A 25,718-nucleotide genomic window follows, 5' to 3' on the forward strand; every position below is an offset into this window, starting at 1 on the left:
AGCCCTGAGGGGGACACCGGAAACGGTGTCCCCCTCTTCATGAGGACACCATGTACAAGATCTTTTTCAAGCTCGTCTTCCAGCGCATGGACCCCGAGCAGGCCCACTACCTGGCCTTCCGCTGGATCCGCCTGGCCGTCCGCATCCCGGTGCTGCGCACCTTCGTCGCGGCCGCCCTCGCGCCCCGCCACAAGGAGCTGCGCACGGAGGCGCTCGGCCTGCGGATGCACGGCCCGTTCGGGCTCGCCGCCGGCTTCGACAAGAACGCCGTCGCGGTCGACGGGATGTCGATGCTGGGCTTCGACCACGTCGAGATCGGCACGGTCACCGGCGAGCCGCAGCCCGGCAACCCCAGGAAGCGGCTGTTCCGCCTTGTCGCGGACCGCGCGCTGATCAACCGCATGGGCTTCAACAACGACGGCTCGCTGGCCGTGGCGGCCCGCCTCGCCACGCGCCGGCCGGTCTTCCGGACGGTCGTGGGTGTCAACATCGGCAAGACGAAGGTCGTCCCGGAGGCCGAGGCCGTCGGCGACTATGTGAAGTCCGCCGAGCGCCTCGCACCGTACGCCGACTACCTGGTCGTCAACGTCTCCTCGCCGAACACGCCCGGCCTGCGCAATCTGCAGGCCACGGAGGCGCTGCGGCCGCTGCTGAGCGCCGTGCGCGAGGCCGCCGACCGTACGGTCGCGGGCCGCCGTGTCCCGCTGCTCGTGAAGATCGCCCCGGACCTCGCCGACGAGGACATCGACGCCATCGCCGACCTGGCCGTGGAGCTGGGCCTGGACGGCATCATCGCGACCAACACCACCATCGCGCGCGAGAGCCTCGGACTGTCCTGCGAACCCTCGCTGGCGAAGGAGACCGGCGGTCTGTCCGGAGCCCCGCTCAAGGCGCGCTCCCTGGAGGTCCTGCGCCGGCTGTACGCGCGCGTGGGGGACCGGATCACGCTCGTGGGCGTCGGCGGCATCGAGAGTGCCGAGGACGCCTGGCAGCGCATCCTGGCCGGCGCCACGCTGATCCAGGGCTACAGCGCCTTCGTCTACGAGGGCCCCTTCTGGTCCCGTGCCATCCACAAGGGCCTCGCCGCCCGTCTGCGCACCAGCCCGTACGCCACCCTCGCCGACGCGGTCGGCGCCGACGTGAGGAAGCCCCGATGACCCCGATGACCGGCATGACCTCTTCCGAGCCCTTCGGCGCCCGGCTGCGCCGCGCCATGGACGAGCGCGGCCCGCTGTGCGTCGGCATCGACCCGCACGCTTCCCTGCTCGCCGAGTGGGGCCTGAACGACGACGTGGCCGGTCTGGAGCGGTTCAGCCGCACCGTCGTCGAGGCTGTGGCCGACCGGGTCGCCGTGCTGAAGCCGCAGGTCGCCTTCTTCGAGCGCTTCGGCTCCCGGGGCATCGCGGTCCTGGAGAAGACCGTCCAGGAGGCGCGTGCCGCCGGCACCCTGGTCGTGACGGACGCCAAGCGCGGCGACATCGGCTCGACCATGGCCGGCTACGCGGAGGCCTTCCTGCACAAGGACGCCCCGCTGTTCTCCGACGCCCTGACCGTCTCGCCGTACCTCGGCTACGGCTCGCTCAGCCCGGCCGTCGCGCTGGCCCGGGAGAGCGGCGCCGGCCTCTTCGTGCTGGCGCTGACCTCGAACCCGGAGGGCCCCGAGGTGCAGCACGCGATCCGCGCGGACGGCCGCACCGTGGCCGCGACCATGCTGGCCCACCTGGCCGCCGAGAACGCCGGGGAGGAGCCGCTCGGCTCCTTCGGGGCCGTCGTCGGCGCCACGGTCGGCGACCTGTCGTCCTACGACCTCGCCATCAACGGCCCGCTTCTCGCGCCCGGTGTCGGCGCGCAGGGCGCCACGCCGGCCGATCTTCCGAAGGTGTTCGGACCGGCGTTGCGCAACGTCGTTCCGAACGTCAGCCGGGGCGTGCTGCGGCACGGCCCGGACACGGGGGCGCTGCGCACGGCCGCGGAGCGCTTCGCGGAGGAGATCCAGGTCGCCGTCGCGGGCGCCTGATTCCTCCGATGAACGCCCCTGGCGAGCGGCGGTCCGGCGACTTGAGTGTGAATACATCCTCAAATCGGGGGCATTATGTCTGAAATGTCCGTCCTGGTGGAGGCTGACCAGGACTTTTCCGCTGTTCTCGCTGACTCTGGCGGACTTGACCGCTAGTCTCCGAGCAGTGGGGATACCCCCACGCCCATTAAGTAGTGGGGGAGAACGGGCGAAGCGTGTTGCTCGTAGCTCCCCAGGTGTGGGGCGACTAGGTTCCTCACCGGTCCGTATCCGACAGTTCGACATCCGAGGTGACGTAGGCGTGGCTCTTCCGCCCCTTACCCCCGAACAGCGCGCAGCCGCGCTCGAAAAGGCCGCCGCGGCTCGCCGGGAGCGGGCCGAGGTCAAGAATCGACTCAAGCACTCCGGCGCCTCCCTGCACGAGGTCATCAAGCAGGGTCAGGAGAATGACGTCATCGGCAAGATGAAGGTCTCCGCACTGCTCGAGTCCCTGCCGGGCGTGGGCAAGGTCCGCGCCAAGCAGATCATGGAGCGTCTGGGTATCTCCGAGAGCCGCCGCGTGCGCGGTCTCGGTTCCAACCAGATCGCTTCCCTGGAGCGTGAGTTCGGCAGCACCGGCTCCTGAGGTCCCCTCCCCGGCGTCCGGGGAGTAGGACCGGGAGTCCCGGGCACTCCGGGATTGCTGGAATAATCGCTGCATGAGTGAACGTCCGCGGCTGACCGTGCTCTCCGGCCCCTCGGGGGTCGGCAAGAGCACGGTCGTCGCCCATATGCGCAAGGAACACCCTGAGGTCTGGCTCTCGGTGTCGGCCACGACCCGTAAGCCGCGCCCCGGCGAGCAGCACGGAGTCCACTACTTCTTCGTCACCGACGAGGAGATGGACAAGCTGATCGCCAACGGCGAGCTGCTGGAGTGGGCCGAGTTCGCCGGGAACCGCTACGGCACGCCCCGCGCGGCCGTGCTGGAGCGGCTGGAGAACGGCGAGCCCGTGCTGCTGGAGATCGACCTCCAGGGCGCCCGGCAGGTGCGGGAGTCGATGTCCGACGCTCAGCTGGTGTTCCTGGCTCCGCCCTCCTGGGAGGAGCTGGTGCGCAGGCTGACCGGCCGGGGCACCGAGCCGCCCGAGGTCATCGAGCGCCGCCTCGCGGCTGCCAGGACCGAATTGGCGGCCGAGCCGGAGTTCCATACGACCTTGGTCAACACCTCTGTCGAGGACGTGGCCCGCGAGCTGCTAGCCTTGATGGACGTTGTGTGACCGTGACTGATCTTTTTCCCTCTTTCGGAAGGTAGAGCGTGTCCTCTTCCATCACCGCGCCCGAGGGCATCATCAACCCGCCGATCGACGAGTTGCTTGAGGCCACCGACTCCAAGTACAGCCTTGTGATCTACGCCGCCAAGCGCGCCCGTCAGATCAACGCGTACTACTCCCAGCTCGGCGAGGGCCTCCTCGAGTACGTCGGTCCGCTCGTCGACACCCACGTCCACGAGAAGCCGCTCTCGATCGCGCTGCGCGAGATCAACGCGGGTCTGCTGACGTCCGAGGCCATCGAGGGCCCCGCCCAGTAGTCCCGCGCAGTCGTACTTTCAGACTGCGACCGACTTGTCCACAGGCCCGGCAGCACATTGCCGGGCCTGTGGTGTGTGATGGACCCGTACGTGTCGTCACGTACGTTGCCGAGCCGGGGAGAGATGGTGGACAAGCCGAGGGTGGTCCTGGGGGTCAGCGGCGGCATCGCCGCGTACAAGGCCTGTGAGCTGCTGAGAAGGTTCACGGAGTCGGGCCATGACGTCCGCGTGGTGCCCACCGCCTCCGCGCTGCACTTCGTCGGTGCCGCCACCTGGTCCGCCCTGTCCGGCAACCCCGTCTCGACGGAGGTCTGGGACGACGTCCACGAGGTCCCGCACGTCCGCATCGGCCAGCACGCCGACCTGGTGGTCGTCGCGCCCGCCACGGCCGACATGCTCGCCAAGGCCGCCCACGGCCTCGCCGACGACCTGCTGACCAACACCCTCCTGACCGCCCGCTGCCCGGTCGTCCTCGCGCCCGCCATGCACACCGAGATGTGGGAGCACCCGGCCACCCAGGAGAACGTGGCCACGCTGCGCCGGCGCGGCGCCGTCGTCATCGAGCCCGCCGTCGGCCGGCTCACCGGCGTCGACACCGGCAAGGGCCGGCTGCCCGACCCCGCGGAGATCTTCGAGGTCTGCCGCCGGGTGCTGGCCCGGGGCGTCACCGAGCCCGACCTCGCGGGGCGCCACGTCGTCGTCTCCGCCGGCGGCACCCGCGAGCCCCTCGACCCGGTCCGCTTCCTCGGCAACCGCTCCTCCGGCAAGCAGGGCTACGCCCTCGCGCGCACCGCCGCCGCCCGCGGCGCCCGGGTCACGCTGATCGCGGCCAACGCCGGCCTGCCCGACCCGGCGGGCGTGGACGTCGTACCGGTCGGCACGGCGGTCCAGCTGCGCGAAGCCGTCCTGAAGGCGGCGGCGGACGCCGACGCGGTCGTCATGGCCGCCGCGGTGGCCGACTTCCGCCCGGCGCAGTACGCCTCGGGCAAGATCAAGAAGAAGGACGGCCAGGAGCCCGAGCCGATCGTCCTGGTGCGAAATCCGGACATCCTCGCGGAGATCTCGGCCGACCGCGCCCGCCCCGGCCAGGTGATCGTCGGCTTCGCCGCCGAGACCGACGACGTCCTCGCCAACGGCCGCACCAAACTCGCCCGCAAAGGCTGCGACCTCCTCGTCGTCAACGAGGTGGGGGAGCGTAAGACGTTCGGTTCCGAGGAGAACGAGGCCGTGGTGCTGGGCGCCGACGGCAGCGAGACACCGGTGCCGCACGGCCCCAAGGAAGCCCTCGCCGACACGGTCTGGGACCTGGTCGCAGGGCGGCTCCGCTGAGCTCCGCGCGCCTTCGGCGTGGCCCGGTTCGTTCGCGAGGACCCGTTGACGGCGGGCCCGGCGAACGATCAAATCGGGTGTGGCGGCCCTGGTCAACGCCGCCCGGCATTGTGCAGAATGCCCGTGCCGCAGGTCACAGCGCTCCCGAGAGGCGAGACGGTGGCCCATCGGCCGAGTGCGACCGATAAACTGTTCACGGTCGACGCCGGGCGCAGCCCCGCGCGTCGCCGCAAATGATCAGCCAGCAGCCGCTGCAACCACAGGGAGCGTTGTGTCCCGTCGCCTGTTCACCTCGGAGTCCGTGACCGAGGGCCACCCCGACAAGATCGCTGACCAGATCAGCGACACCATTCTTGACGCGCTTCTGCGCGAGGACCCGACCTCCCGGGTCGCCGTCGAAACGTTGATCACCACCGGCCTGGTCCATGTGGCCGGCGAGGTGACGACCAAGGCCTACGCGGACATCGCGACCCTGGTCCGCAACAAGATCCTGGAGATCGGTTACGACTCCTCCAAGAAGGGCTTCGACGGCGCCTCCTGCGGTGTCTCGGTGTCGATCGGCGCGCAGTCCCCGGACATCGCGCAGGGCGTCGACACGGCGTACGAGTCCCGGGTCGAGGGTGACGAGGACGAGCTGGACAAGCAGGGCGCCGGCGACCAGGGCCTGATGTTCGGCTACGCGTCGGACGAGACGCCCACCCTGATGCCGCTGCCGATCTTCCTGGCGCACCGCCTGTCGAAGCGGCTGTCCGAGGTCCGCAAGAACGGCACCATCCCCTACCTGCGCCCGGACGGCAAGACGCAGGTCACCATCGAGTACGACGGCGACAAGGCCGTCCGTCTCGACACGGTGGTCGTCTCCTCCCAGCACGCGAGCGACATCGACCTGGAGTCGCTGCTGGCGCCCGACATCCGCGAGTTCGTCGTCGAGCCGGAGCTGAAGGCGCTGCTGGACGAGGGCATCAAGCTGGACACCGACGGCTACCGGCTGCTGGTCAACCCGACCGGCCGCTTCGAGATCGGCGGCCCGATGGGCGACGCCGGCCTCACCGGCCGCAAGATCATCATCGACACCTACGGCGGCATGGCCCGCCACGGCGGCGGCGCCTTCTCCGGCAAGGACCCGTCCAAGGTGGACCGCTCGGCCGCGTACGCGATGCGCTGGGTCGCGAAGAACGTGGTGGCGGCGGGCCTGGCCTCGCGCTGCGAGGTGCAGGTCGCCTACGCGATCGGCAAGGCCGAGCCGGTCGGTCTCTTCGTGGAGACCTTCGGCACCGCCAAGGTCGACGCCGAGAAGATCGAGAAGGCGATCGAGGAGGTCTTCGACCTCCGTCCGGCCGCGATCATCCGCGCCCTCGACCTGCTCCGCCCGATCTACTCCCAGACGGCCGCCTACGGCCACTTCGGCCGCGAGCTGCCCGACTTCACCTGGGAGCGCACGGACCGCGTGGACGCCCTGCGCACGGCCGTGGGCCTGTAGGCCCGCGCCTTCCTCTCGCCGAGGCCCGACTCCCGTTTCCCGGGGGCCGGGCCTCGACGTGTCGTATGTCACAGAACCTGAAGCCGGCCCGATCCGGAGACAAGGCCCTGGGCGCCGGGTATCCGTCGGCGGCCGCCGTTGTCCGAGGCGTTTGGTAAGAATGCAAGCGTGAGCAGCGAGAACGAGCCGGGGGGCGGCGGGGCCGAAGAGGCGCCGCCGGAGCAGCTCGCGCTCATCCGGGAGAGCGTGCGCGCGGCGAAGACGCCCCGCGCCAAGCCGCGGACCTGGCGGGGGGCCGCCCTCGCCAGGGAGCTGCCCGTCGCGCGGGTGCTGGTCGACAAGGGTGTGCTGCACCTCGACCGGTACTTCGACTACGCGGTGCCCGAGGAGCTGGACGCGCAGGCGCAGCCCGGTGTGCGGGTGCGGGTGCGGTTCGGGGCCGGGCGGCACCGGGTCCGCGAAGGGCGCCGTGAGGGCGGCGGGCTCATCGACGGGTTCCTGATCGAGCGCCGGGCCGAGTCCGACTACACGGGGCCGCTGGCCGCCCTCGCCCAGGTCGTCTCGCCGGAGCCGGTACTCAGCGAGGAACTGCTGGGCCTCACCCGGGCCGTCGCCGACCGGTACGCCGGCAGCCTCGCCGATGTGCTCCAGCTGGCCGTGCCGCCGCGCAGCGCGCGCGCCGAGCAGCGGCCCTCGCCCGCGCCGCTGCCCCCACCGAAGACCCCGGAGCCGGCCTCCTGGGGAAGGTACGAGCACGGCGGAGCGTTCCTCGCCGCGCTGGCCGACGGCGGATCGCCCAGGGCGGTCTGGAACGCGTTGCCGGGCCCGCTGTGGAGCGAGGAACTGGCCCGCGCCGTAGCCGCCACGCTCGCCTCGGGGCGCGGCGCCCTCGTCGTCGTACCGGACGGCCGGGCCGCCGCCCGCGTCGACGCCGCGCTCATCACGCTGCTCGGCACGGGGCGGCACGCGCTGCTCACCGCCGACGCCGGCCCCGAGAAACGCTACGCGCAGTGGCTGGCGGTGCGACGGGGTTCCGTGCGGGCCGTGGTCGGGACGCGGGCGGCCATGTTCGCGCCTGTACAGGACCTCGGGCTCGTCGCCGTCTGGGACGACGGCGACGACAGCCACAGCGAACAGCACGCCCCACAGCCGCATGCGCGCGATGTGCTGCTGCTGCGCGCCGCGCTGGACAAGTGTGCCTTCCTGCTCGGCGGATTCGGCTGCACCGTCGAGGCCGCCCAGCTCATGGAGAGCGGCTGGGCCCGGCCGCTGGCGGCCGGCCGGGAGCAGGTGCGCCGGGCCGCGCCCCTGGTCCGGACGGTCGGGGACGACGACCTCGCGCGCGACGAGGCGGCCCGCGCCGCCCGGCTGCCGACCCTCGCCTGGCAGACGGCCCGCGAGGGGCTGCGGCACGGGCCCGTGCTGGTGCAGGTGCCCCGGCGCGGGTACGCGCCTCGCATGGCCTGTGCCCAGTGCCGGGCGCCCGCCCGGTGCCGGCACTGCTCCGGGCCCCTGCAGGGGCAGGACGCGGGGGTTCTGCGATGCGGCTGGTGCGGGCGCGAGGAGAGCGCGTGGCACTGCCCGGACTGCGGGGGCTTCCGGTTGCGGGCCCAGGTCGTGGGCGCGCGGCGGACGGCCGAGGAGCTGGGGCGCGCCTTTCCCGCCGTCCCGGTGCGCACCTCGGGGCGGGAGCATGTGCTGGACACGGTGCCGGGCACACCCGCGCTGGTGGTGAGCACACCGGGCGCCGAGCCCGTCGCCGAGGGCGGCTATGCCGCGGCCCTGCTCCTCGACGGCTGGGCCATGCTCGTACGACCCGATCTGCGGGCCGGTGAGGACGCGCTGCGCCGCTGGATCGCGGCGGGTGCGCTGGTGCGGCCGCAGAGCGAGGGGGGCACGGTGGTCGTGGTGGCCGAGCCCAGCCTGCGGCCCGTGCAGGCCCTGGTGCGCTGGGACCCTGTCGGGCATGCGGTACGGGAACTGGCCGAGCGGGCCGAGCTGGGCTTCCCGCCGGTGTCGCGGATGGCGGCCGTGTCCGGGACCCCGACGGCCCTCGCCGAGTTCCTGGCCTCGGTGGAACTGCCGCCGGACGCCCAGGTGTTGGGACCGGTGCCGATAGCGCCGACGCCGCCGGGGAGGCCCCGCAGGCCCGGAGGGCCGCCGCCGGGTGAGCACTGGGACCGGGCGCTGGTACGGGTGCCGCCGGGCAGCGGAGCCGCGCTGGCCGCCGCGCTGAAGACCGCCCAGGCCGCGCGCATGGCGCGGGGGAGCGGGGAGGCGGTGCGGGTGCGGATCGATCCGGCGGACATCGGGTGACGTGCGCTGCCGCTGGATTGTGGGGGCGCGCGGGGCGTCGACAGCCGGTGGGTGGGGCGAGGCGGTGCAGCGGGCGCGCTGGGCGCTGCTGAGGGTGAGGGCGGGCGCGCCGGGCCTTCCGGTCACTTCAACCGCGTCTGCGTCCGGCCTGTCGGTGTCCGGGCCGCCGGTGTCCGGGCCGCCGGTGTCCGGGCCGTCCGGCGATCCGGCTCGTCCGTATGCCGCCCGCCCGCCCGTCTCGTCGGCTGGCCTGTGTCCGGCCCGGCAGGCTCCGGTCCCGGCAGGCTCCGGCCCGTCTCACTCCGGCCCTCCCGGACATCCCCGGGAGGGCAGCGCGGAGGGGTCAGCCGTTGCGTGGGCCGGGGAAGGCCGTGGGGCGGGCGTCGTCGCGCAGGGCGGGACTGCCCGCGGTCGGCTGCGTGGGCATCGAACGGGCCGCGGGGACCGTCGGGACCGTGGGCAGGGCGGCGTTCACATTGAGCGTGCGGGTGCCGGAGGGCTCCGGGGTCCGCTCGGCCTCGGCGGCCGCCTGGGTCGCCGCGCGGCGGGCGCCGTAACGGCGGTGCACCGCCTGCTTGGTGACCCCGAGCGCCGAGCCCACCGCGTCCCATGAGAAGCCGAGTGAGCGGTCGAAGTCCACGGCGGCCGTGACCAGGGTTTCGACGCTGTCCCGGAGTTCCTGGGCAAGGCGCACCGTCGGGGCGGGGGCCCGTCCGTAGACGACGAAGCCCGTGGAGGGGCCGGAGCGGCGCGGACGGTAGACGTTTCCCAGCTGGGCGGTGAGCGTGCGCAGCGCGTCCACCTGCCGGCGGACACGTTCGATGTCCCGCACCAGCAAGTGCAGGCTGGCCCGGGCCTGGGCGTCGTGGGTTGCGTGGTCGGCCATGAACAAGCCTCTCGAACCGGCGTTGAAAGGAATTGGGCCGCGACAGCGGCCCCATGCGGTCAACTCTTTCTTGACCAACGCGTGTGGGCTCCGCTGGTCACGGGGTGGGGGCGTACAGGCATATGCGTACGCCGGTTGTCCCGGTGTGCGCCTGCGTCAGTACTCCCGTCCGGGCACCGCCCGTCCGGCCGCCGGTTCCTCCGTGCGTGGTCATAGACTGGTGCGCTGCCCGTCCACCCCCGCCCGAGAGGCCCGATCCCGCCCATGAAGCTTGTCTTCGCCGGTACCCCCGAGGTCGCCGTTCCCGCTCTGGACGCCCTGATCGCCTCCGGGCGGCACGAGGTGGCCGCCGTCGTCACGCGGCCCGACGCGCCGGCCGGGCGTGGGCGCAGGCTGGTCGCGTCGCCCGTGGCCGAGCGGGCCGAAGAGGCCGGGATCGAGGTGCTCAAGCCCCTCAAGCCGCGCGACCCCGAGTTCCTGGAGCGGCTGGCGGAGATCGGCCCGGACTGCTGCCCGGTCGTCGCGTACGGCGCGCTGCTGCCCAGGGCCGCCCTCGGCGTCCCCGCCCAGGGCTGGGTCAATCTGCACTTCTCCCTGCTGCCCGCCTGGCGCGGGGCCGCTCCGGTGCAGCACTCCATCATGGCGGGCGACGAGATCACCGGCGCCTCCACCTTCCTCATCGAGGAGGGGCTGGACTCCGGGCCCGTGTACGGCACCGTGACCGAGGCGATCCGGGCCACCGACACCAGCGGCGACCTGCTGACGCGGCTCGCCTTCGCCGGCGCCGGGCTGCTCGCCGCGACCATGGACGGCATCGAGGACGGCACGCTGAAGGCCGTACCGCAGCCGGCCGAGGGCATCACGCTCGCACCGAAGATCACCGTCGAGGACGCACATGTCGACTGGGCCACGCCCGCGCTGCGCGTCGACCGGGTCGTGCGCGGCTGCACCCCGGCGCCCGGCGCCTGGACCACCTTCCGCGGCGAGCGGCTCAAGCTGATCCAGGTCACGCCCGTGCCCGAGCGCACCGACCTCGCGCCGGGGCGGATGGCGATCGGCAAGAACAGCGTCCACGTGGGCACGGGTTCGTACGCCGTCGAGCTGCTCTGGGTGCAGGCACAGGGCAAGAAGCCGATGCGGGCGGCCGACTGGGCCCGTGGGGTGCGCATCGCCGAGAGCGAGACGCTCGGCGGCTGAGGGCCCGGTCGAAGGAGCCGCGGGCGCGCCGACGTACGCTGGGAACCGCACTCCTTCCTGACATCCGGAGCACCTTTTTCGTGAGCGAGCAGTCCCGGCGGCCGCGCCGGCCCGCCAAGCCCTACCGCCGTCCGCAGAAGGACCCCGTCCGCATCCTGGCCTTCGAGGCGCTGCGCGCGGTCGACGAGCGGGACGCGTACGCCAACCTCGTGCTGCCTCCGCTGCTGCGCAAGGCCCGCGAGAAGGAGGGACCGGAGAACTTCGACGCGCGGGACGCGGCCCTCGCCACCGAGCTGGTGTACGGCACGCTGCGGCGGCAGGGGACGTACGACGCGGTGATCGCCGCCTGTGTCGACCGGCCGCTGCGCGAGGTCGACTCGCCGGTGCTCGATGTGCTCAGCCTCGGCGTGCACCAGCTGCTGGGGACGCGGATCCCGACGCACGCCGCCGTGTCCGCCTCGGTCGAGCTGGCGCGGGTGGTGCTCGGCGACGGGCGGGCCAAGTTCGTCAACGCCGTGCTGCGCAAGGTCACGCAGCACGATCTGGACGGTTGGCTGGAGCAGGTCGCGCCGCCGTACGACGAAGACCCCGAGGACCACCTCGCCGTCGTCCACTCGCACCCCCGGTGGGTCGTCTCCGCGCTCTGGGACTCCCTCGGCGGCGGGCGCGCCGGCATCGAGGACCTGCTGGAGGCCGACAACGAACGGCCCGAGGTCACCCTGGTCGCACGGCCGGGCCGGGCCACCACCGAGGAACTGCTGCGCGAGGAAGCCGCCGTACCGGGGCGCTGGTCGCCCTACGCCGTGCGGCTCTCCGAGGGCGGGGAGCCGGGCGCGGTGGAGGCCGTGCGCGAGGGGCGGGCCGGTGTGCAGGACGAGGGCAGCCAGCTGGTCGCCCTCGCGCTCGCCAACGCGCCTTTGGAGGGTTCCGACAACACCTGGCTGGACGGATGCGCCGGGCCCGGCGGCAAGGCCGCGCTGCTGGCCGCCCTCGCCGCCGAGCGGGGCGCCACGCTGCTCGCCGCCGAGAAGCAGCCGCACCGGGCGGGGCTGGTCGCCAAGGCGCTGGCCGGTAATCCGGGGCCGTACCAGGTGATCACCGCCGACGGGACCCGGCCGCCGTGGCTGCCGGGCAGCTTCGACCGGGTGCTGATGGACGTGCCGTGCACCGGGCTCGGCGCGCTGCGCAGGCGCCCCGAGGCCCGCTGGCGCCGCCGCTCGGAGGATCTGGACAACTTCGCGCCGCTGCAGCGCGCCCTGCTGCGCACCGCGCTCGACTCGGTGCGGGTCGGCGGCATCGTCGGCTACGCGACCTGCTCGCCGCACCTCGCCGAGACCCGCGCGGTCGTCTCCGACATCCTCAAGCAGCACCCGGCGACGGAACTGATCGACGCCCGTCCGCTGCTGCCGGGCGTGCCCGCGCTCGGCGACGGGCCGGACGTACAGCTGTGGCCGCATCTGCACGGCACGGACGCGATGTATCTGGCGCTGATCCGGAGAACCGGCTGAGGCACGTTCCGCCGCCGCACCGGCTCGGGCGGCTGGCTCCCGATGGTCATCCACAGGCGGTCGCAAAAGTATGATGAGCTGCCCTCGCCTGTGGACGACGCGAACATCAGTGCTCCGGACATGGCAGTCTTGTCGCATGGCCGTGCAGATCAACCCCAGCATCCTGTCCGCCGACTTCGCGCGCCTCGCGGAGGAGGCCAAGGCGGTCCAAGGCGCCGACTGGCTCCACGTCGACGTCATGGACAACCACTTCGTCCCGAACCTCACGCTCGGCGTGCCGGTGGTGGAGTCCCTGGCCCGTGCGACGGACACCCCGCTGGACTGCCATCTGATGATCGAGGACCCTGACCGCTGGGCGCCCCGGTACGTCGAGGCGGGTGCCTCCTCCGTCACCTTCCATGTGGAGGCGGCCGCCGCGCCGGTGCGACTCGCCCGGGAGATCCGCGCCAAGGGTGCCCGCGCGTCCATGGCGCTGAAGCCGGCGACGCCGATCGAGCCGTACGAAGACCTGCTCCCGGAACTCGACATGCTGTTGATCATGACGGTCGAGCCCGGCTTCGGCGGTCAGGCGTTCCTCGACATCATGCTGCCCAAGATCCGCCGCACCCGTGAGCTGATCGGCAAGCACGGACTGCAGCTGTGGCTGCAGGTGGACGGCGGTGTCTCGGCCTCGACGATCGAGCGGTGCGCGGACGCGGGAGCGGATGTGTTCGTGGCCGGCTCCGCCGTGTACGGGGCGCAGGACCCGGCGGAGGCGGTCCGTGCCCTGCGTACTCAGGCGGAGGCGGCCACCGCCAAGGCCTCCTGGGCATGCGACCACTGAGCCACGGCTACGTGAACGGTTAAGTGAACGCCCCCTATCAGGGCAGATCCGTAGCGCCGAATCTGCAAGGATGAACGGCGAATCCAGAGTGTGAACAGCAGTGAGGAGATCGCCGTGTCGGGTATGTCGGCGGGCCGGTCAGCCATGCGGATGGGACCCGCTGAGCTGGTGCAGGCGGCGGCCATGGCCCGCCGCTTCTACCTCGAGGGCAAGTCCAAGATCCAGATCGCGGAGGAGTTCGGCGTCAGCCGCTTCAAAGTGGCCCGGGTACTGGAGACTGCCCTCGAACGGGATCTCGTACGCATCGAGATCCGTGTCCCGGCCGAGCTGGACGCCGAGCGCTCCGACGCGCTCCGCGCCCGCTACGGCCTGAGGCACGCCGTCGTGGTCGAGTCCCCGGCCGAGGCCGAGGAGACCCCCGACCCCGAGAACCTCGGCGAGGTCGCCGCCGACCTGCTCGGCGAACTCGTCGACGAGGGCGACGTGCTGGGGCTGGCCTGGGGCCGGTCCACCATCCATATGGCGGCGGCGCTCGACCGGCTGCCGCCGTGCACGGTCGTGCAGCTGACGGGTGTGTACGACGCCGGGACCTCGGAGCGCGGCTCGGTCGAGGCCGTGCGCCGCGCCGCCCAGGTGTCGGGCGGCGACGCCCACCCGATCTACGCGCCGATGCTGCTGCCGGACGCGGCCACCGCGGCGGCGCTGCGCAGCCAGACCGGGATCGCCCGTGCCTTCGAGTACTTCGACAAGGTCACGGTCGCCTGTGTCTCCATCGGCTCCTGGGAGCCGGGCATCTCGACGGTGCACGACATGCTCAGCGACGAGGAGCGGGCGCACTACGCCTCGCTCGGCGTGGCCGCGGAGATGGCCGCGCACCTCTTCGACGCCGAAGGGCGCCGGATCGGGCGGGACCTGGGGGAGCGGTGCATCACGGTCAAGGCCGACCAGCTGCGCCGTATCCCGGAGGTCGTGGCGATCGCGGGCGGACAGCGCAAGGCGGCCGCGATCGACGCGGTGCTGCGGTCCGGGCTGGTCACCAGCCTGGTCACGGACACCTCCGCCGCGGACTACCTGATGACGGCCGGTCCGACGCCGAAGCCGACGCTCGGCCGGACGGACCCGGACGGAATCTGACCGGGCCGAAGGACGTGGTCCGGCCCGACCGCCTCGCACGGAGGGCGGCGGTCGGTGCCGGACGCGCGTCGGCGGGTCGTGGCGCCGTCGGGGCGGGACGTCCGTGGCAGCATCATCGGCATGCTGCTGCGGCTCGTCCCCCCGGTGCCCCGACGGTCGTCCGTGCCCCGGGCACCCGGGTGTTCCCTGCCCCGTGCCTTCGCCGGTCTGCTGGTCGTCCTCGCCGTCCTGCTGACCGGATGCTCGCCGGGACCGGGATCGGGCCCCGGCACGGGCGCGACCGCGAGCACCGGCTCGCGGCCCGGCGCGGCCACGCCCGCCTGGGCCGAGGGCATGGCCACCGTGCAGGCGTCCCGGCTGCCCGCCGAGGCCCGGCAGACCCTCGCCCTCATCGACAAGGGCGGGCCGTTCCCGTACGCCCGTGACGGGATCGTCTTCGGGAACTTCGAGGGGCATCTGCCCCGGCACGGGCGCGGCTACTACCACGAGTACACCGTGCGGACACCGGGCTCGCGCGACCGCGGGGCCCGGCGCATCATCACCGGACAGGGCGGGGAGATCTACTACACCGATGATCACTACACATCGTTCCGGGCGGTGCTGAGATGACCGAGGACCTGACCGGCTCGACCTACCCGATGGCAGGGCGGCTCGTCGTCACCCTGGACCTCGACGGCGTGACCGGCAAAGCCGGGCTGATGGACCGCATCGCCCGGGCGCTGGCACTGCCCGACTGGTTCGGCCGCAACTGGGACGCGCTGGCCGACTCCCTCTCCGACCACACCCTGTGGCCCGAGGGCGCCGTCGAACAGGGGCTGCTGATCGTCGTCCACGGCTGGCAGCCGTACGCCGAGGCCGCCCCGGGCGAGTGGCGGACGGCGCAGGACGTGTTCGCCGAGGCCGTGGACCGGACACCCGCGCTCGCCGTCGTACTGGCCCTGGGCGGCTCCCTCCTTGGAGGATCATCCTAGATGATCGCCGGCCACCCTGGAGGTTCTGTGGGGGCGTGACAACGGCGCCGACATGGGAGAATGAAGTACGTGCTCTTTCCCCCTGGCACACCTGTCCGGGGGTCGCCTCTGAACGACTGGGATGTGCAGCACGTGCGTTTCCTCAATGACATCCAGCCCGCGTACGACCTGACGTACGACGACGTCTTCATGGTGCCGAGCCGCTCCGCGGTCGGCTCGCGTCAGGGCGTGGACCTCACCTCGCCGGACGGCACGGGCACCACCATCCCGCTCGTCGTCGCCAACATGACCGCGATCGCCGGGCGGCGCATGGCCGAGACGGTGGCACGCCGCGGCGGCCTGGTGGTCATCCCGCAGGACATCCCGATCGACGTCGTCACCGATGTCGTCTCCTGGGTGAAGAGCCGCCATCTGGTGCTCGACACGCCGATCGTGCTCGCCCCGCACCAGACCGTCGCCGACGCCCTGGCGCTGCTGCCCAAGCGGGCGCACAACGCCGGTGTGGTCGTGGACGACGACCACCGGCCCGTCGGTGTCGTCACCGACCAGGACCTGACCGGCGTCGACCGCTTCACGCAGCTCGAAGTCGTCATGTCCAAGGACCTGCTGCTGCTCGACGCGGACATCGACCCGCGCGAGGCCTTCAACCGGCTGGACACGGCCAACCGCCGCTACGCCCCGGCCGTCGACAAGGACGGCAGGCTGGCCGGCATCCTCACCCGCAAGGGCGCCCTGCGCGCCACGCTGTACACCCCGGCCGTCGACGCGCAGGGCAAGCTGCGCATCGCCGCCGCCGTCGGGATCAACGGCGATGTGGCGGGCAAGGCGAAGCAGCTGCTCGACGCGGGCGTGGACACGCTCGTCATCGACACCGCGCACGGCCACCAGGAGTCGATGATCAGCGCGATCAAGCTGGTCCGCGCCCTCGACCCGCAGGTGCCGATCGCCGCGGGCAACATCGTCTCCGCCGAGGGCGTCAAGGACCTGATCGACGCGGGCGCGGACATCATCAAGGTCGGTGTGGGCCCCGGCGCCATGTGCACCACCCGCATGATGACCGGTGTGGGCCGGCCGCAGTTCTCCGCGGTGCTGGAGTGCGCCGCCGAGGCCAAGAAGTACGGCAAGCACGTGTGGGCCGACGGCGGCGTCCGCCACCCGCGCGACGTGGCCATGGCCCTCGCGGCCGGCGCGTCCAACGTGATGGTCGGCTCCTGGTTCTCGGGCACCTACGAGTCCCCGGGCGACCTCCAGCACGACGCCGACGGCCGCGCGTACAAGGAGTCCTTCGGTATGGCCTCCGCCCGCGCGGTGCGCAACCGCACGTCGGACGAGTCGGCCTACGACCGCGCCCGCAAGGCCCTGTTCGAGGAGGGCATCTCCACCTCCCGCATGTTCCTCGACCCGGCCCGCCCGGGTGTCGAGGACCTGATCGACTCGATCATCGCGGGTGTCCGCTCCTCCTGCACCTACGCCGGCGCCGGCTCCCTGGAGGAGTTCGCCGAGAAGGCCATCGTCGGCATCCAGAGCGCCGCCGGCTACGCCGAGGGCAAGCCGCTGCACGCCAGCTGGAGCTGATCGGCGACCCGCCGCACCTGACGGCCCCTGTCCCTCCCGCACTCGGGACGGACAGGGGCCGTCGGCATGTCCGGAGCCCGGCCGGCCGTGTATCCGGCTGAACCGGAAGCCCCGTACTCACTTGTGCGGGCGGGCGTGCGTCCGAGGCCGCCGCGCAACGCTCGGCGACCCGCATGCAACGATTTGTCATTCCGGTACGAGGAACGCAATGATCATGCAGGGACGCGCAAGGTTGCTGCATTACGCCCGTGAAGGCCTGCCTCATAGGGTGCTCGTCTGTACGTGGCGTGGCGGGGACCCCGCTCGGTCGGTTCCTGCCCTCGCAGGGCTGCTCCCGGTCCCCGTCCGCAATGACCGGCAGGAGTAAGGAGCCACCGCGTGCTCGACCAAGGCGCACCCTCGCACGACCGCACAGCGACCGCCCCCGCGTCCCCGGGCCTCGCCGCGCGCCTCATGCGGCGCAAGCCCGTGGAACGCCTGGTCGCGGAGGGCAGCCACGGCGAGGGAGGTGCGCTGAGGCGCTCCCTGGGACTGTGGCAGCTGACCATGATCAGCATCGGTGCCACCCTCGGCACCGGCATCTTCGTGGTCCTCGGCAACGCCGTCCCGAAGGCGGGTCCGGCCGTCACCCTCTCCTTCGTCTTCGCCGGCCTCACCGCGCTGTTCTCGGCCCTGTCCTACGCCGAGCTGGCGGGCACGATCCCGGTCTCCGGCTCCTCGTACTCGTATGCATACGCAACGATGGGCGAGCTGATCGCCTGGGTCTGCGGCTGGTGTCTGCTGCTGGAGTACGGCGTCTCGGTGGCCGCCGTGGCCGTCGGCTGGGGCAAGTACCTGAACGAGCTGCTGGACGGCACGATAGGTGTGACCATCCCGACGGCGCTGTCCGCGCCGCCCGGCGACGGCGGCATCTTCAACCTGCCCGCGCTGATCGTCGTGATCCTGGCGATGGTGTTCCTGCTCGGCGGCGCCAAGGAGTCCGCGCGGGCCAACACCATCATGGTGTGCGTGAAGATCGCCGCGTTGATCCTGTTCTGCGCGATCGGCTTCATGGGCTTCAAGTCCGGCAACTACGCGCACTTCATGCCGCTCGGCATGGCGGGCGTCAGCGGCGCCGCCGGCACGCTGTTCTTCTCGTACATCGGCTTCGACGCCGCCTCCACCGCCGGTGAGGAGGCGAAGGACGCCCAGCGCGACCTGCCCCGCGCGATCATGCTGTCCCTGGTCATCGTGACCGCCCTGTACGTGCTGGTCGCCGCCGTCGCCGTAGGCGCGAAGCCGTGGCGGCAGTTCAACGACTCCGAGGCCACGCTCGCCCAGATCATGAAGGACGTCACCGGACAGGGCTTCTGGGGCACCCTGCTGGCCGCCTGCGCCGTCATCGCCATCGCGAGCGTCGTGCTGACCGTGGTCTACGGCCAGACCCGCATCCTGTTCGCCATGTCCCGGGACGGCCTGGTGCCCAAGGTCTTCGCCAGGGTCCACCCGAAGACCGGTGCGCCCCGTGCCAACACGGTGATCGTCTCCCTGTTCTGCGGTGTCCTCGCCGCCGCGATCCCGCTGGGCCAGCTCGCCGACGCCACCAGCATCGGCACGCTGTTCGCCTTCGCGCTGGTCAATGTGGCCGTCGTGGTGCTGCGCCGGACCCGCCCGGACATGAACCGCACATTCCGGGTGCCGCTGTCCCCGCTGCTGCCCGCGCTGGGCTTCGGGTTCTGTGTCTGGATGATGGGCAGCCTGCCCGGCATCACCTGGATCGTGTTCGGTGTCTGGATGGCCGTCGGGCTCGTGTTCTACTTCGTATACGGCTATCGCCGTTCCCGTCTCGCGACCGGTGAGAACCTTGTGATGACGGCAGAGAAGTGACCGAACCGAAGAAGTGAACCACCCCCTGTGCTGAACGATCTCGACGAACGCATCGTGCACGCCCTCGCCGAGGACGCCCGCCGCTCCTACGCGGATATCGGGCAGATGGTGGGACTGTCCGCGCCCGCCGTGAAACGCCGCGTGGACCGGCTGCGGGCCACCGGAGCCATCACCGGATTCACCGTCCGGGTGGACCCGGCGGCGCTCGGCTGGGAGACCGAGGGCTATATCGAGATCCACTGCCGGCGCAACACCTCGCCGGAGACCATCCAGCGGGGCCTGGAGCGGTATCAGGAGGTCGTGGCCGCGTCGACCGTCACCGGCGACGCGGACGCCATCGCCCAGGTCTTCGCGTCCGACATGCGGCACTTCGAGCGGGTCCTGGAGCGGATCGCCGGGGAGCCGTTCGTGGAGCGCACGAAGTCGGTGCTGGTGCTGTCGCCGTTGCTGCGCCGTTTTTCCTCCGGGGCGCCGGGGTAGGGGCGGATTCCGGTTCGGGGCGCGTTGTCCGTTTGCCGGGTGCGGGTGCGTCGTGGTTTCTCGCGCAGTTCCCCGCGCCCCTTTCAGGCATGCTGGACTGCAATTCCCTCAGGGGCGCGGGGAACTGCGCGATCAGCCACGGACCACCCGCACCCGGCGACGGCGAATGCTCCCCGAGCGCTATTCCGCGGTCTTCCGCGTCAGCGCATTGCTGCCAATGGAGTTCCGCACGCTGAAGCTCACCGCGTCCGGGCGGTACCGGTCGTCGGACCACTCGACCGGCCGCCCCTCGCGCGTCGTCGTCACACGCCGCACCCGCAGCAGGGGACTTGTCCGGCGTACCCCGAGCAACTCCGCGTCCCGCGCGCCGCAGGCGACCGCGTCGATGATGTGCTCGCCGTAGGCGAAGACCAACCCCGTGTCGTCGTACAGGCGTTGGGTGACCGAGGGGCAGCCCGGCTCGATCGACTCCACCGCCGGGGAGATCCAGTCCGCGTACACCGTGCGCTCCAGCAGGACCGGCTCGCCGTCCAGACCGCGCAGCCGGAGCACATGCAACACCTGTGTGCCGACGGGGACTTGGAGGCGTACGGCGTCCTCGCTCGTGGCCGGGCGGTACTCCTGGGTCACCACCTCGCCCGTGGCCTCGCGGCCCATCGCCCGCGCCCACTGGGCGAAGCTGCGCAGTTCCTCGAAGCTCTGGCTGCGGCGGCTGGCGAGCACGACCCGCCGGGCGCCCTGCCGGGAGCCGATCAGGCCCTCGGCGGTGAGGGTCGCGACGGCCTGGCGGACCGTGCCGCGTGAGACGCAGTAGTGCGCGGCAAGCTCCGATTCCGAGGGCAGCCGACTGCCGACCGTGTACTCCTCGCGGTCGATCGCCCGCCGCAGTTCATCGGCGATCTCCTCGTGTCGCGCCGTCATGCTTCCCCTCTGCTTGGGTAACTGTGCACAGCGTGACCAGCCTAATCGACACACCCAGGTGATCCGTGTCAGTCGGAAGTGTGCAGGGAAACGGGGGGCGGTGTTTCGCCGGTGTTTACGGACAGGACACCCGGGACCGGCGTACTGAGGCCAACTTGTTCAGACAAGTTCTCCCCTCCCTCCTCATGCGTCCCCCTGGAGAGACCGTGACCGTGTCCCTGCCGAGAAACGCCGTGCTCGGTGGTTCCCTCGCCGTCGTCGCCGCGCTCGCCCTGAGCGCCTGCGGCGCCGCCCCCGACAAGGCATCGACCACCACCAAGGACGGCAAGGGCGCCGCCTCCGCCACCTCCGCAGCCGACTTCGGCGGTATGGACGCCCTGGTCAAGGCGGCCAAGAAGGAGGGCACGCTGCACATCATCGCGGTGCCCCGCGACTGGGCCAACTACGGTGCGATCATCGACGGCTTCCAGAAGAAGTACGGTCTCAAGGTCCAGGACGAGAGCCCCGACGGCACCAGCCAGGACGAGATCAACGCCGTCACCTCCCGCAAGGGCCAGGACCGCACCCCCGACGTCCTCGACCTCGGCTCCTCCTTCGCGCTGAGCGCCGCCCAGCAGGGCCTGCTCGCGCCGTACAAGGTGGCCTCCTACGCCGACCTCCCCGAGGCGCAGAAGGACCCGCAGGCCCGCTGGTTCAACGACTACGGCGGCTACATCTCCATCGGCTGCGACGCCAAGCGGGTCAAGCAGTGCCCGACCAGCTTCAAGGACCTGCTCAAGCCCGAGTACAAGGGCCAGGTCGCGCTCAACGGCAACCCCACCAAGTCCGGCTCCGCCTTCGGCGGCGTCTTCGCCGCGGCCCTCGCCAACGGCGGCTCCTTCGACAACATCCAGTCCGGCCTGGACTTCTTCGGCAAGCTGAAGAAGAACGGCAACTACACGCCCGTCGAGTCCACCCCGGCCACCGTCGAGAAGGGCGAGACGCCGATCTCGATCGACTGGGACTACCTGAACGCCGGCTACGCCAAGGAGTTCAAGTCCAAGGGCCTCGACTGGAAGGTCGCCGTCCCCAGCGACGGCCAGTACGCCCAGTACTACTCCCAGGCCATCAACAAGGACGCCCCGCACCCGGCGGCCGCCCGTCTGTGGCAGGAGTACCTCTACAGCACCGAGGGCCAGAACATGTGGCTCCAGGGCTACGCCCGCCCGGCCCTGATGGCCGCCATGGAGAAGGCCGGCACCCTGGACAAGACGGCCGCCGCCCAGCTGCCGAAGGTCACCGGCACGCCGTCCTTCCCGACCGAGGACCAGCAGAGCAAGGCCAAGACGGTCATCGCTCAGGGCTGGCAGAAGGCCGTCTCCGGATGACCGCCGCTCTCCCGCGTGCGGATGTGGCGCCCGTCGCTTCGGCGAAGCGGCGGCGCCGCGCCCCCGGCTGGCTGGCGGTCATGCCGCTGCTGGTCTTCGTCGCCATCGCCTTCGGCCTGCCGGCCGCGGCCATCGTGAACGGCGCCTTCTCGGTCGACGACGCCACCACGGGCGCCACCGGCTACACCGGCGCCAACATGACGGCGTCGCTGAAGGGCCCGTACCTCACCGCCCTGCTCGGCAGCGTCAAGCTGTCCGCGATCGCCGCCGCGCTCGGTGCCCTGCTCGGACTGCCGCTGGCGCAGGCCGTGGTCAGCTCCCGCTCCCGCTGGCTGCGCGAGGCCGTGCTGACCGCCTCCGGCGTGCTCGCCAACTTCGGCGGGGTCCCGCTGGCCTTCGCCTTCGTCGCCACTCTCGGCAACGCGGGCGTCCTCACCGTGCACCTCGGTCTGAAGGACAGCGGCTGGGACCTCTACAGCTTCTGGGGCCTGGTCCTCGTCTATCTGTACTTCCTCATCCCGCTCATGGTCCTCACCATCACCCCCGCGCTCGACGGTCTGCGCGCGCAGTGGCGCGAGGCCGCGCTGAACAACGGCGCCACCGGTGTGCAGTACTGGCGGTACGTGGCCCTGCCCGTGCTCGCGCCCTCGCTGCTCGGCGGGCTCGTGCTGCTCTTCGGCAGCGCCTTCGCCGCCTACGCCACCGCCGCCGCCATGGTCGGCAGCGCCGTCCCGCTGGTCACCCTGCAGATCGCCGACGCGCTGTCCGGCAACGTCCTGGTCGGCCAGGAGAACATCGCGCTCGCCCTGAGCCTCGACATGGTCCTGGTGGCCGGTCTGGTGATGGCCGTGTACCTGCCCCTTCAGCGACGGAGTGCCCGATGGCTCGACGCCTGACCCCGTGGCGGTGGGTCGTCCTCGGCCTCGCCGCCCTGTACTTCCTGGTGCCGCTCGTCGCCTCCGTGATCTTCACGGTGGACGCGCCGGGCCAGGGCGTCACCTTCGACGCCTACACCAAGATCCTCTCCACCGGCGGCTTCGTCTCCAGCCTGCTGCTCTCGCTGGAGCTGGCCGTGGCGACCATCGCCGTCGTGTTGCTGCTGATGGTGCCCGCCGTGGTCGCGCTCCGGCTCGGCGCGCCCCGGCTGCGGCCGGTGGTGGAGGTGGTCTGCTCGCTGCCGCTGGTGGTGCCGCCGATCGCGTTCGTCGCCGGGATCGTCACCGTGCTCAAGTGGGGTCCGGAGCATTTGTCCCGGACGCCGCTGTTCGAGACCTTCGTGGTGATCCAGAACCAGGACTTCCCCCTCGTCCTGGTCCTCGCCTACGTCGTGATGGCCCTGCCGTTCGTCTACCGCGCCCTCGACGCAGGCCTGCGCGCCATCGACGTACGGACCCTGGTCGAGGCGGCCCGCAGCTGCGGCGCCTCCTGGCCGCAGGCCCTGCTGCAGGCCGTCCTGCCGAATCTGCGCGGGGCCCTGCTGAACGCGTCCTTCCTGACGCTGGCCCTGGTCCTCGGCGAGTTCACCGTCTCCCATCTGCTCGGATACGCGCCCTTCGCCGTGTGGATCTACAACGTCGGCGGCGAACAGGCCCAGATGTCCGTCGCCGTGTCCGTGCTCAGCCTGCTCGTCACCTGGGCCCTGCTCCTCGCGCTCGCCGGTGCCGGCGGCCGCACCCGATCCGCTTCCTCCCGGGGATGACACACATGACCGCCACCCTGCCCGAGACCCTCGAAAAGGCCGCCACCGTCGAATTCCGCGGTCTGCGGCGGGAGTTCGGGGCCACCGTCGCCCTCGACGGACTCGACCTGACCGTCCGCCCCGGAGAGTTCCTGGCCCTCCTCGGCCCCTCCGGCTGCGGCAAGACCACCGCGCTGCGCATGCTCGCCGGGTTCGAACACCCCGACTCCGGCGCCGTACTGGTGGACGGCGAGGACGTCACCCAGGTCCCGGCCCACCGCCGTGACGCCGGCATGGTCTTCCAGTCGTACAGCCTCTTCCCGCATCTGAACGCCGTCGACAACGTCGCCTTCGGGCTGCGTATGCGCGGCACGCGGACGGCCGAACGACGCTCCCGCGCCGCCGAGTTGCTGGAACTGGTCGGCCTCGCCGACAAGGGCGAGCGCTACCCGCACCAGCTCTCCGGCGGCCAGCAGCAGCGCATCGCGCTGGCCCGCGCCCTGGCCCTGCGCCCGCGCGTGCTGCTGCTCGACGAGCCGCTGTCCGCACTGGACGCCAAGGTGCGGCTCACCCTGCGCGAGGAGATCCGCCGGCTCCAGCAGGAACTCGGCATCACCACCCTCTTCGTGACGCATGACCAGGAGGAGGCCCTCTCGGTCGCCGACCGGGTCGCCGTCATGCGCGCCGGCCGCCTCGAACAGTGCGCCGCGCCCGCCGAGCTGTACGGCCGCCCCGCCACCGCCTTCGTCGCCGAGTTCGTCGGCACCATGAGCCGGCTCCCGGGCGAGCTGAAGGACGGCACGGTCGAGGTGCTCGGGCAGCGGCTGCCCGCCGACGGCGAGGTGCCCGACGGCCCGGTGGACGCGCTGGTGCGGCCGGAGACCCTCCGCGTGGCCGCCGACGAACAGGGCACCGCCTGCGTGGTCGCCACCGCCTTCCTCGGCGCGGTTGTCCGGGTCACCGTACGGCTCGCCGACGGCACCGAGGCCAAGGCGGACCTGCCCGCGCACGAGGCCACCGGACTCGACGCCGGAACCGCCGTCGGCGTGTCGCTCCCGGAGCGGCCGGTACTCGTGGCCGCACGTACCCAGAAGTGAGGAATGACCCGAACGTGACCCCCCACACCTACCGACGCCCGCTGCAGGCCGTCCTGTTCGACATGGACGGCACGCTCGTCGACACCGAGCGACTGTGGTGGGAGGCGGTCGAACAGGCCGCCGGGCGCCCGCTGACCGAGGACGACCAGCCGGAGGTGCTCGGCCGCCCGGTCGAGCACACCGCCGCCTGGCTCGCCGTGGCGTCGGGCCGGCCGGCGGCGGACATCGCGGCCGAACTGCACCGCGAGTTCGCCGACCGTGTCCGCACCGGGATCGTGCCCCGGCCCGGCGCGCTGGACCTGCTCGACGCGCTGGCCGCCGCCGGCGTCCCCGCCGCCCTGGTCACCGCGTCCCCGCGCGCGGTCGCCGACATCGTCCTCGACGCCCTCGGCGCCGACCGGTTCGCGGCCTCCGTCACGGCCGACGACACCCCCCGCACGAAGCCCGCCCCCGACCCCTACCGGGCCGCCTGCCACGCCCTCGGCGTCGACCCCGCCGCCTGTGTGGCCGTCGAGGACACCGAGACCGGCGTCGCCTCCGCCGAGGCCGCCGGCTGCGCCGTCCTCGCCGTACCGTCCCTCGCGCCCATCGGCGGCGCGCCCGGCCGGACCGTGCGGGACACCCTCGCCGGGGTCACGGTCGAGGAACTGCGGCGGATGCCGGCGCCCGAACTGCGGGTCATGAGCTGGAACCTGTGGCTCGGCGGCAGCGAGGTCGACGACCACCGCGCCAAGCAGCTCAAGACCATCCTGGAGAGCGGTGCCGACGTCGTCGGGCTGCAGGAGACGGGCGGGAGCGCCGCCGAGGAGCTGGCCGAGGCGCTCGGCTGGCACCACCACCGGGCCGGCGAGAACCTCGGCGTCCTCAGCCGCCACCCGATCACCGCCCGCTTCGGCGACCCGGACGTCGGCTTCTACGGCGCCGCCGGCGTCCGGATCGCCGTGGCGCCCGGCCGCGAGGTCGACGTGTGGACCGCACATCTGCACTACACGCCGTACGGCCCCTACGAGGCCGCCTTCGACGGGCTGCCGGCGGCCGAGCTGATCGCCCACGAGGAGCTGCGGCTGACCCAGATGCGGGACGCGCTGGACCGGATCGCCGCATCCACGGCCGAGGGAGTCCCGGTCGTCCTCGTCGGCGACTTCAACTGCCCCTCGCACCTGGACCGGCCGGACGTGGCCTGGCCGGTGACGAAGGCCGCCGAGGACGCGGGCTTCGCCGACTCCTACCGCGAGGCGCACCCGGACCCCGTAGCCGAGCCCGGCCACACCTGGTCGCCGATCCACCCCGTCCACGAGGACGGCAGCGGGCGGCCCGAGCCCCAGGACCGGATCGACTATGTCCTGCACCGGGGCCTGACCGTACGGGACGCGCGGACCCTCGTGACCGGGAGCCCGCGGCCCTGGCCGGACGTCGCGGACAACGACTGGCCCTCCGACCACGCGGCGGTCGTCACAACCTTCGTGCTGCCCACGAGGTGACCGCCGTACCGCCCATGAGGTGACC

The 25,718-nt window shown here is 72.0% G+C and carries 23 protein-coding genes and 1 pseudogene; 22 read left to right on the plus strand and 2 right to left on the minus strand.

Annotated elements, in window-relative coordinates; all coding sequences use genetic code 11:
- Window positions 1–50: 50 nt before the first annotated feature.
- The 8 genes and pseudogenes from IE277_RS12495 to IE277_RS12530 all read left to right on the plus strand — a co-directional run bounded on the left by IE277_RS12495 (window position 51) and on the right by IE277_RS12530 (window position 8,709).
- Window positions 51–1,157 (plus strand): quinone-dependent dihydroorotate dehydrogenase, encoded by a 1,107-nt coding sequence (locus tag IE277_RS12495; RefSeq protein ID WP_189951581.1) that lies wholly within the window; start codon window positions 51–53, stop codon window positions 1,155–1,157.
- A gap of 14 nt (window positions 1,158–1,171) precedes the next feature.
- A complete protein-coding gene (pyrF, locus tag IE277_RS12500; RefSeq protein ID WP_189951802.1) occupies window positions 1,172–2,017 on the plus strand; it encodes an orotidine-5'-phosphate decarboxylase in 846 nt (281 codons plus the stop codon).
- A gap of 301 nt (window positions 2,018–2,318) precedes the next feature.
- Window positions 2,319–2,642, plus strand: coding sequence for an integration host factor (locus IE277_RS12505; RefSeq protein ID WP_003977346.1), 324 nt, complete (start codon window positions 2,319–2,321; stop codon window positions 2,640–2,642).
- Window positions 2,643–2,682: 40 nt separating this feature from the next.
- Window positions 2,683–3,273 (plus strand): annotated as a pseudogene (gene gmk / locus IE277_RS12510) (guanylate kinase); the annotation flags it as partial.
- 38 nt (window positions 3,274–3,311) lie between these two features.
- On the plus strand, window positions 3,312–3,584 hold the full coding sequence (gene rpoZ, locus IE277_RS12515; protein ID WP_005319902.1) for a DNA-directed RNA polymerase subunit omega: 273 nt from the start codon (window positions 3,312–3,314) through the stop codon (window positions 3,582–3,584).
- A 126-nt stretch (window positions 3,585–3,710) separates the two neighbouring features.
- Window positions 3,711–4,913, plus strand: a complete 1,203-nt coding sequence (gene coaBC, locus IE277_RS12520) for a bifunctional phosphopantothenoylcysteine decarboxylase/phosphopantothenate--cysteine ligase CoaBC (RefSeq protein WP_189951805.1) — start codon at window positions 3,711–3,713, stop codon at window positions 4,911–4,913.
- Window positions 4,914–5,184: 271 nt separating this feature from the next.
- A complete protein-coding gene (gene metK, locus IE277_RS12525) occupies window positions 5,185–6,393 on the plus strand; it encodes a methionine adenosyltransferase (RefSeq protein WP_189951585.1) in 1,209 nt (402 codons plus the stop codon).
- A gap of 168 nt (window positions 6,394–6,561) precedes the next feature.
- Window positions 6,562–8,709, plus strand: coding sequence for a primosomal protein N' (locus IE277_RS12530; RefSeq protein WP_189951587.1), 2,148 nt, complete (start codon window positions 6,562–6,564; stop codon window positions 8,707–8,709).
- A gap of 343 nt (window positions 8,710–9,052) precedes the next feature.
- Here the strand turns inward: IE277_RS12530 and IE277_RS12535 are convergent, their stop codons facing one another.
- Window positions 9,053–9,595, minus strand: a complete 543-nt coding sequence (locus IE277_RS12535; protein WP_189951589.1) for a hypothetical protein — start codon at window positions 9,593–9,595, stop codon at window positions 9,053–9,055.
- Window positions 9,596–9,859: 264 nt separating this feature from the next.
- Here IE277_RS12535 and fmt point away from each other — a divergent pair, with 264 nt between their 5' ends.
- The 9 genes from fmt to IE277_RS12580 all read left to right on the plus strand — a co-directional run bounded on the left by fmt (window position 9,860) and on the right by IE277_RS12580 (window position 19,149).
- Window positions 9,860–10,792 (plus strand): methionyl-tRNA formyltransferase, encoded by a 933-nt coding sequence (gene fmt / locus IE277_RS12540; protein ID WP_189951591.1) that lies wholly within the window; start codon window positions 9,860–9,862, stop codon window positions 10,790–10,792.
- A gap of 80 nt (window positions 10,793–10,872) precedes the next feature.
- Window positions 10,873–12,300 (plus strand): RsmB/NOP family class I SAM-dependent RNA methyltransferase, encoded by a 1,428-nt coding sequence (locus IE277_RS12545; RefSeq protein WP_189951593.1) that lies wholly within the window; start codon window positions 10,873–10,875, stop codon window positions 12,298–12,300.
- A gap of 136 nt (window positions 12,301–12,436) precedes the next feature.
- Complete coding sequence (gene rpe, locus IE277_RS12550) at window positions 12,437–13,123, plus strand: ribulose-phosphate 3-epimerase (protein WP_189951595.1); 687 nt, start codon at window positions 12,437–12,439, stop codon at window positions 13,121–13,123.
- Window positions 13,124–13,213: 90 nt separating this feature from the next.
- Window positions 13,214–14,257, plus strand: coding sequence for a sugar-binding transcriptional regulator (locus tag IE277_RS12555; protein ID WP_189951597.1), 1,044 nt, complete (start codon window positions 13,214–13,216; stop codon window positions 14,255–14,257).
- 120 nt (window positions 14,258–14,377) lie between these two features.
- Window positions 14,378–14,866, plus strand: a complete 489-nt coding sequence (locus IE277_RS12560) for a guanyl-specific ribonuclease (protein ID WP_189951807.1) — start codon at window positions 14,378–14,380, stop codon at window positions 14,864–14,866.
- Complete coding sequence (locus IE277_RS12565; protein ID WP_189951598.1) at window positions 14,863–15,228, plus strand: barstar family protein; 366 nt, start codon at window positions 14,863–14,865, stop codon at window positions 15,226–15,228. The genes IE277_RS12560 and IE277_RS12565 overlap by 4 nt, the downstream gene beginning before the upstream one ends.
- Before the next feature lie 132 nt (window positions 15,229–15,360).
- Window positions 15,361–16,803: a GuaB1 family IMP dehydrogenase-related protein gene (locus IE277_RS12570; RefSeq protein ID WP_189951600.1), complete on the plus strand. Its 1,443-nt coding sequence runs from the start codon at window positions 15,361–15,363 to the stop codon at window positions 16,801–16,803.
- 378 nt (window positions 16,804–17,181) lie between these two features.
- Window positions 17,182–18,669, plus strand: a complete 1,488-nt coding sequence (locus IE277_RS12575) for an amino acid permease (protein ID WP_189951602.1) — start codon at window positions 17,182–17,184, stop codon at window positions 18,667–18,669.
- A gap of 27 nt (window positions 18,670–18,696) precedes the next feature.
- Complete coding sequence (locus IE277_RS12580) at window positions 18,697–19,149, plus strand: Lrp/AsnC family transcriptional regulator (RefSeq protein ID WP_189951605.1); 453 nt, start codon at window positions 18,697–18,699, stop codon at window positions 19,147–19,149.
- Window positions 19,150–19,329: 180 nt separating this feature from the next.
- Here the strand turns inward: IE277_RS12580 and IE277_RS12585 are convergent, their stop codons facing one another.
- Entirely contained in the window at window positions 19,330–20,070 is a 741-nt protein-coding gene (locus tag IE277_RS12585; RefSeq protein WP_189951607.1) for a GntR family transcriptional regulator, read from the minus strand.
- 206 nt (window positions 20,071–20,276) lie between these two features.
- On the opposite strand from IE277_RS12585, the gene IE277_RS12590 reads away from it, so the two are divergent.
- From IE277_RS12590 to IE277_RS12610, 5 genes are read left to right on the plus strand one after another with little or no spacing between them, the layout of a single operon-like run.
- Complete coding sequence (locus IE277_RS12590; protein WP_189951609.1) at window positions 20,277–21,437, plus strand: ABC transporter substrate-binding protein; 1,161 nt, start codon at window positions 20,277–20,279, stop codon at window positions 21,435–21,437.
- A complete protein-coding gene (locus tag IE277_RS12595; protein WP_189951611.1) occupies window positions 21,434–22,333 on the plus strand; it encodes an ABC transporter permease in 900 nt (299 codons plus the stop codon). Before IE277_RS12590 ends, IE277_RS12595 begins: the two co-directional genes overlap by 4 nt.
- Window positions 22,318–23,136 (plus strand): ABC transporter permease, encoded by an 819-nt coding sequence (locus IE277_RS12600; RefSeq protein ID WP_189951613.1) that lies wholly within the window; start codon window positions 22,318–22,320, stop codon window positions 23,134–23,136. The genes IE277_RS12595 and IE277_RS12600 overlap by 16 nt, the downstream gene beginning before the upstream one ends.
- Before the next feature lie 5 nt (window positions 23,137–23,141).
- A complete protein-coding gene (locus IE277_RS12605) occupies window positions 23,142–24,212 on the plus strand; it encodes an ABC transporter ATP-binding protein (protein WP_189951615.1) in 1,071 nt (356 codons plus the stop codon).
- 14 nt (window positions 24,213–24,226) lie between these two features.
- Window positions 24,227–25,693, plus strand: coding sequence for an HAD-IA family hydrolase (locus IE277_RS12610; RefSeq protein ID WP_189951617.1), 1,467 nt, complete (start codon window positions 24,227–24,229; stop codon window positions 25,691–25,693).
- The last annotated feature ends 25 nt before the right edge of the window (window positions 25,694–25,718 follow it).

Source organism: Streptomyces alanosinicus (genome assembly GCF_014650595.1).
In the GTDB taxonomy this organism is placed as follows: domain Bacteria; phylum Actinomycetota; class Actinomycetes; order Streptomycetales; family Streptomycetaceae; genus Streptomyces; species Streptomyces alanosinicus.

What these genes read in the sequence shown, in the direction of transcription:
- IE277_RS12560 (WP_189951807.1), top strand. Translation starts at nt 14,378, where the DNA reads ATGCTGCTGCGGCTCGTCCCCCCGGTGCCCCGACGGTCGTCCGTGCCC.
- IE277_RS12585 (WP_189951607.1), bottom strand. Translation starts at nt 20,070, where the DNA reads ATGACGGCGCGACACGAGGAGATCGCCGATGAACTGCGGCGGGCGATC.
- IE277_RS12600 (WP_189951613.1), top strand. Translation starts at nt 22,318, where the DNA reads ATGGCTCGACGCCTGACCCCGTGGCGGTGGGTCGTCCTCGGCCTCGCC.
- fmt (WP_189951591.1), top strand. Translation starts at nt 9,860, where the DNA reads ATGAAGCTTGTCTTCGCCGGTACCCCCGAGGTCGCCGTTCCCGCTCTG.
- IE277_RS12595 (WP_189951611.1), top strand. Translation starts at nt 21,434, where the DNA reads ATGACCGCCGCTCTCCCGCGTGCGGATGTGGCGCCCGTCGCTTCGGCG.
- IE277_RS12605 (WP_189951615.1), top strand. Translation starts at nt 23,142, where the DNA reads ATGACCGCCACCCTGCCCGAGACCCTCGAAAAGGCCGCCACCGTCGAA.
- IE277_RS12495 (WP_189951581.1), top strand. Translation starts at nt 51, where the DNA reads ATGTACAAGATCTTTTTCAAGCTCGTCTTCCAGCGCATGGACCCCGAG.
- rpe (WP_189951595.1), top strand. Translation starts at nt 12,437, where the DNA reads ATGGCCGTGCAGATCAACCCCAGCATCCTGTCCGCCGACTTCGCGCGC.
- pyrF (WP_189951802.1), top strand. Translation starts at nt 1,172, where the DNA reads ATGACCTCTTCCGAGCCCTTCGGCGCCCGGCTGCGCCGCGCCATGGAC.
- IE277_RS12535 (WP_189951589.1), bottom strand. Translation starts at nt 9,595, where the DNA reads ATGGCCGACCACGCAACCCACGACGCCCAGGCCCGGGCCAGCCTGCAC.
- IE277_RS12565 (WP_189951598.1), top strand. Translation starts at nt 14,863, where the DNA reads ATGACCGAGGACCTGACCGGCTCGACCTACCCGATGGCAGGGCGGCTC.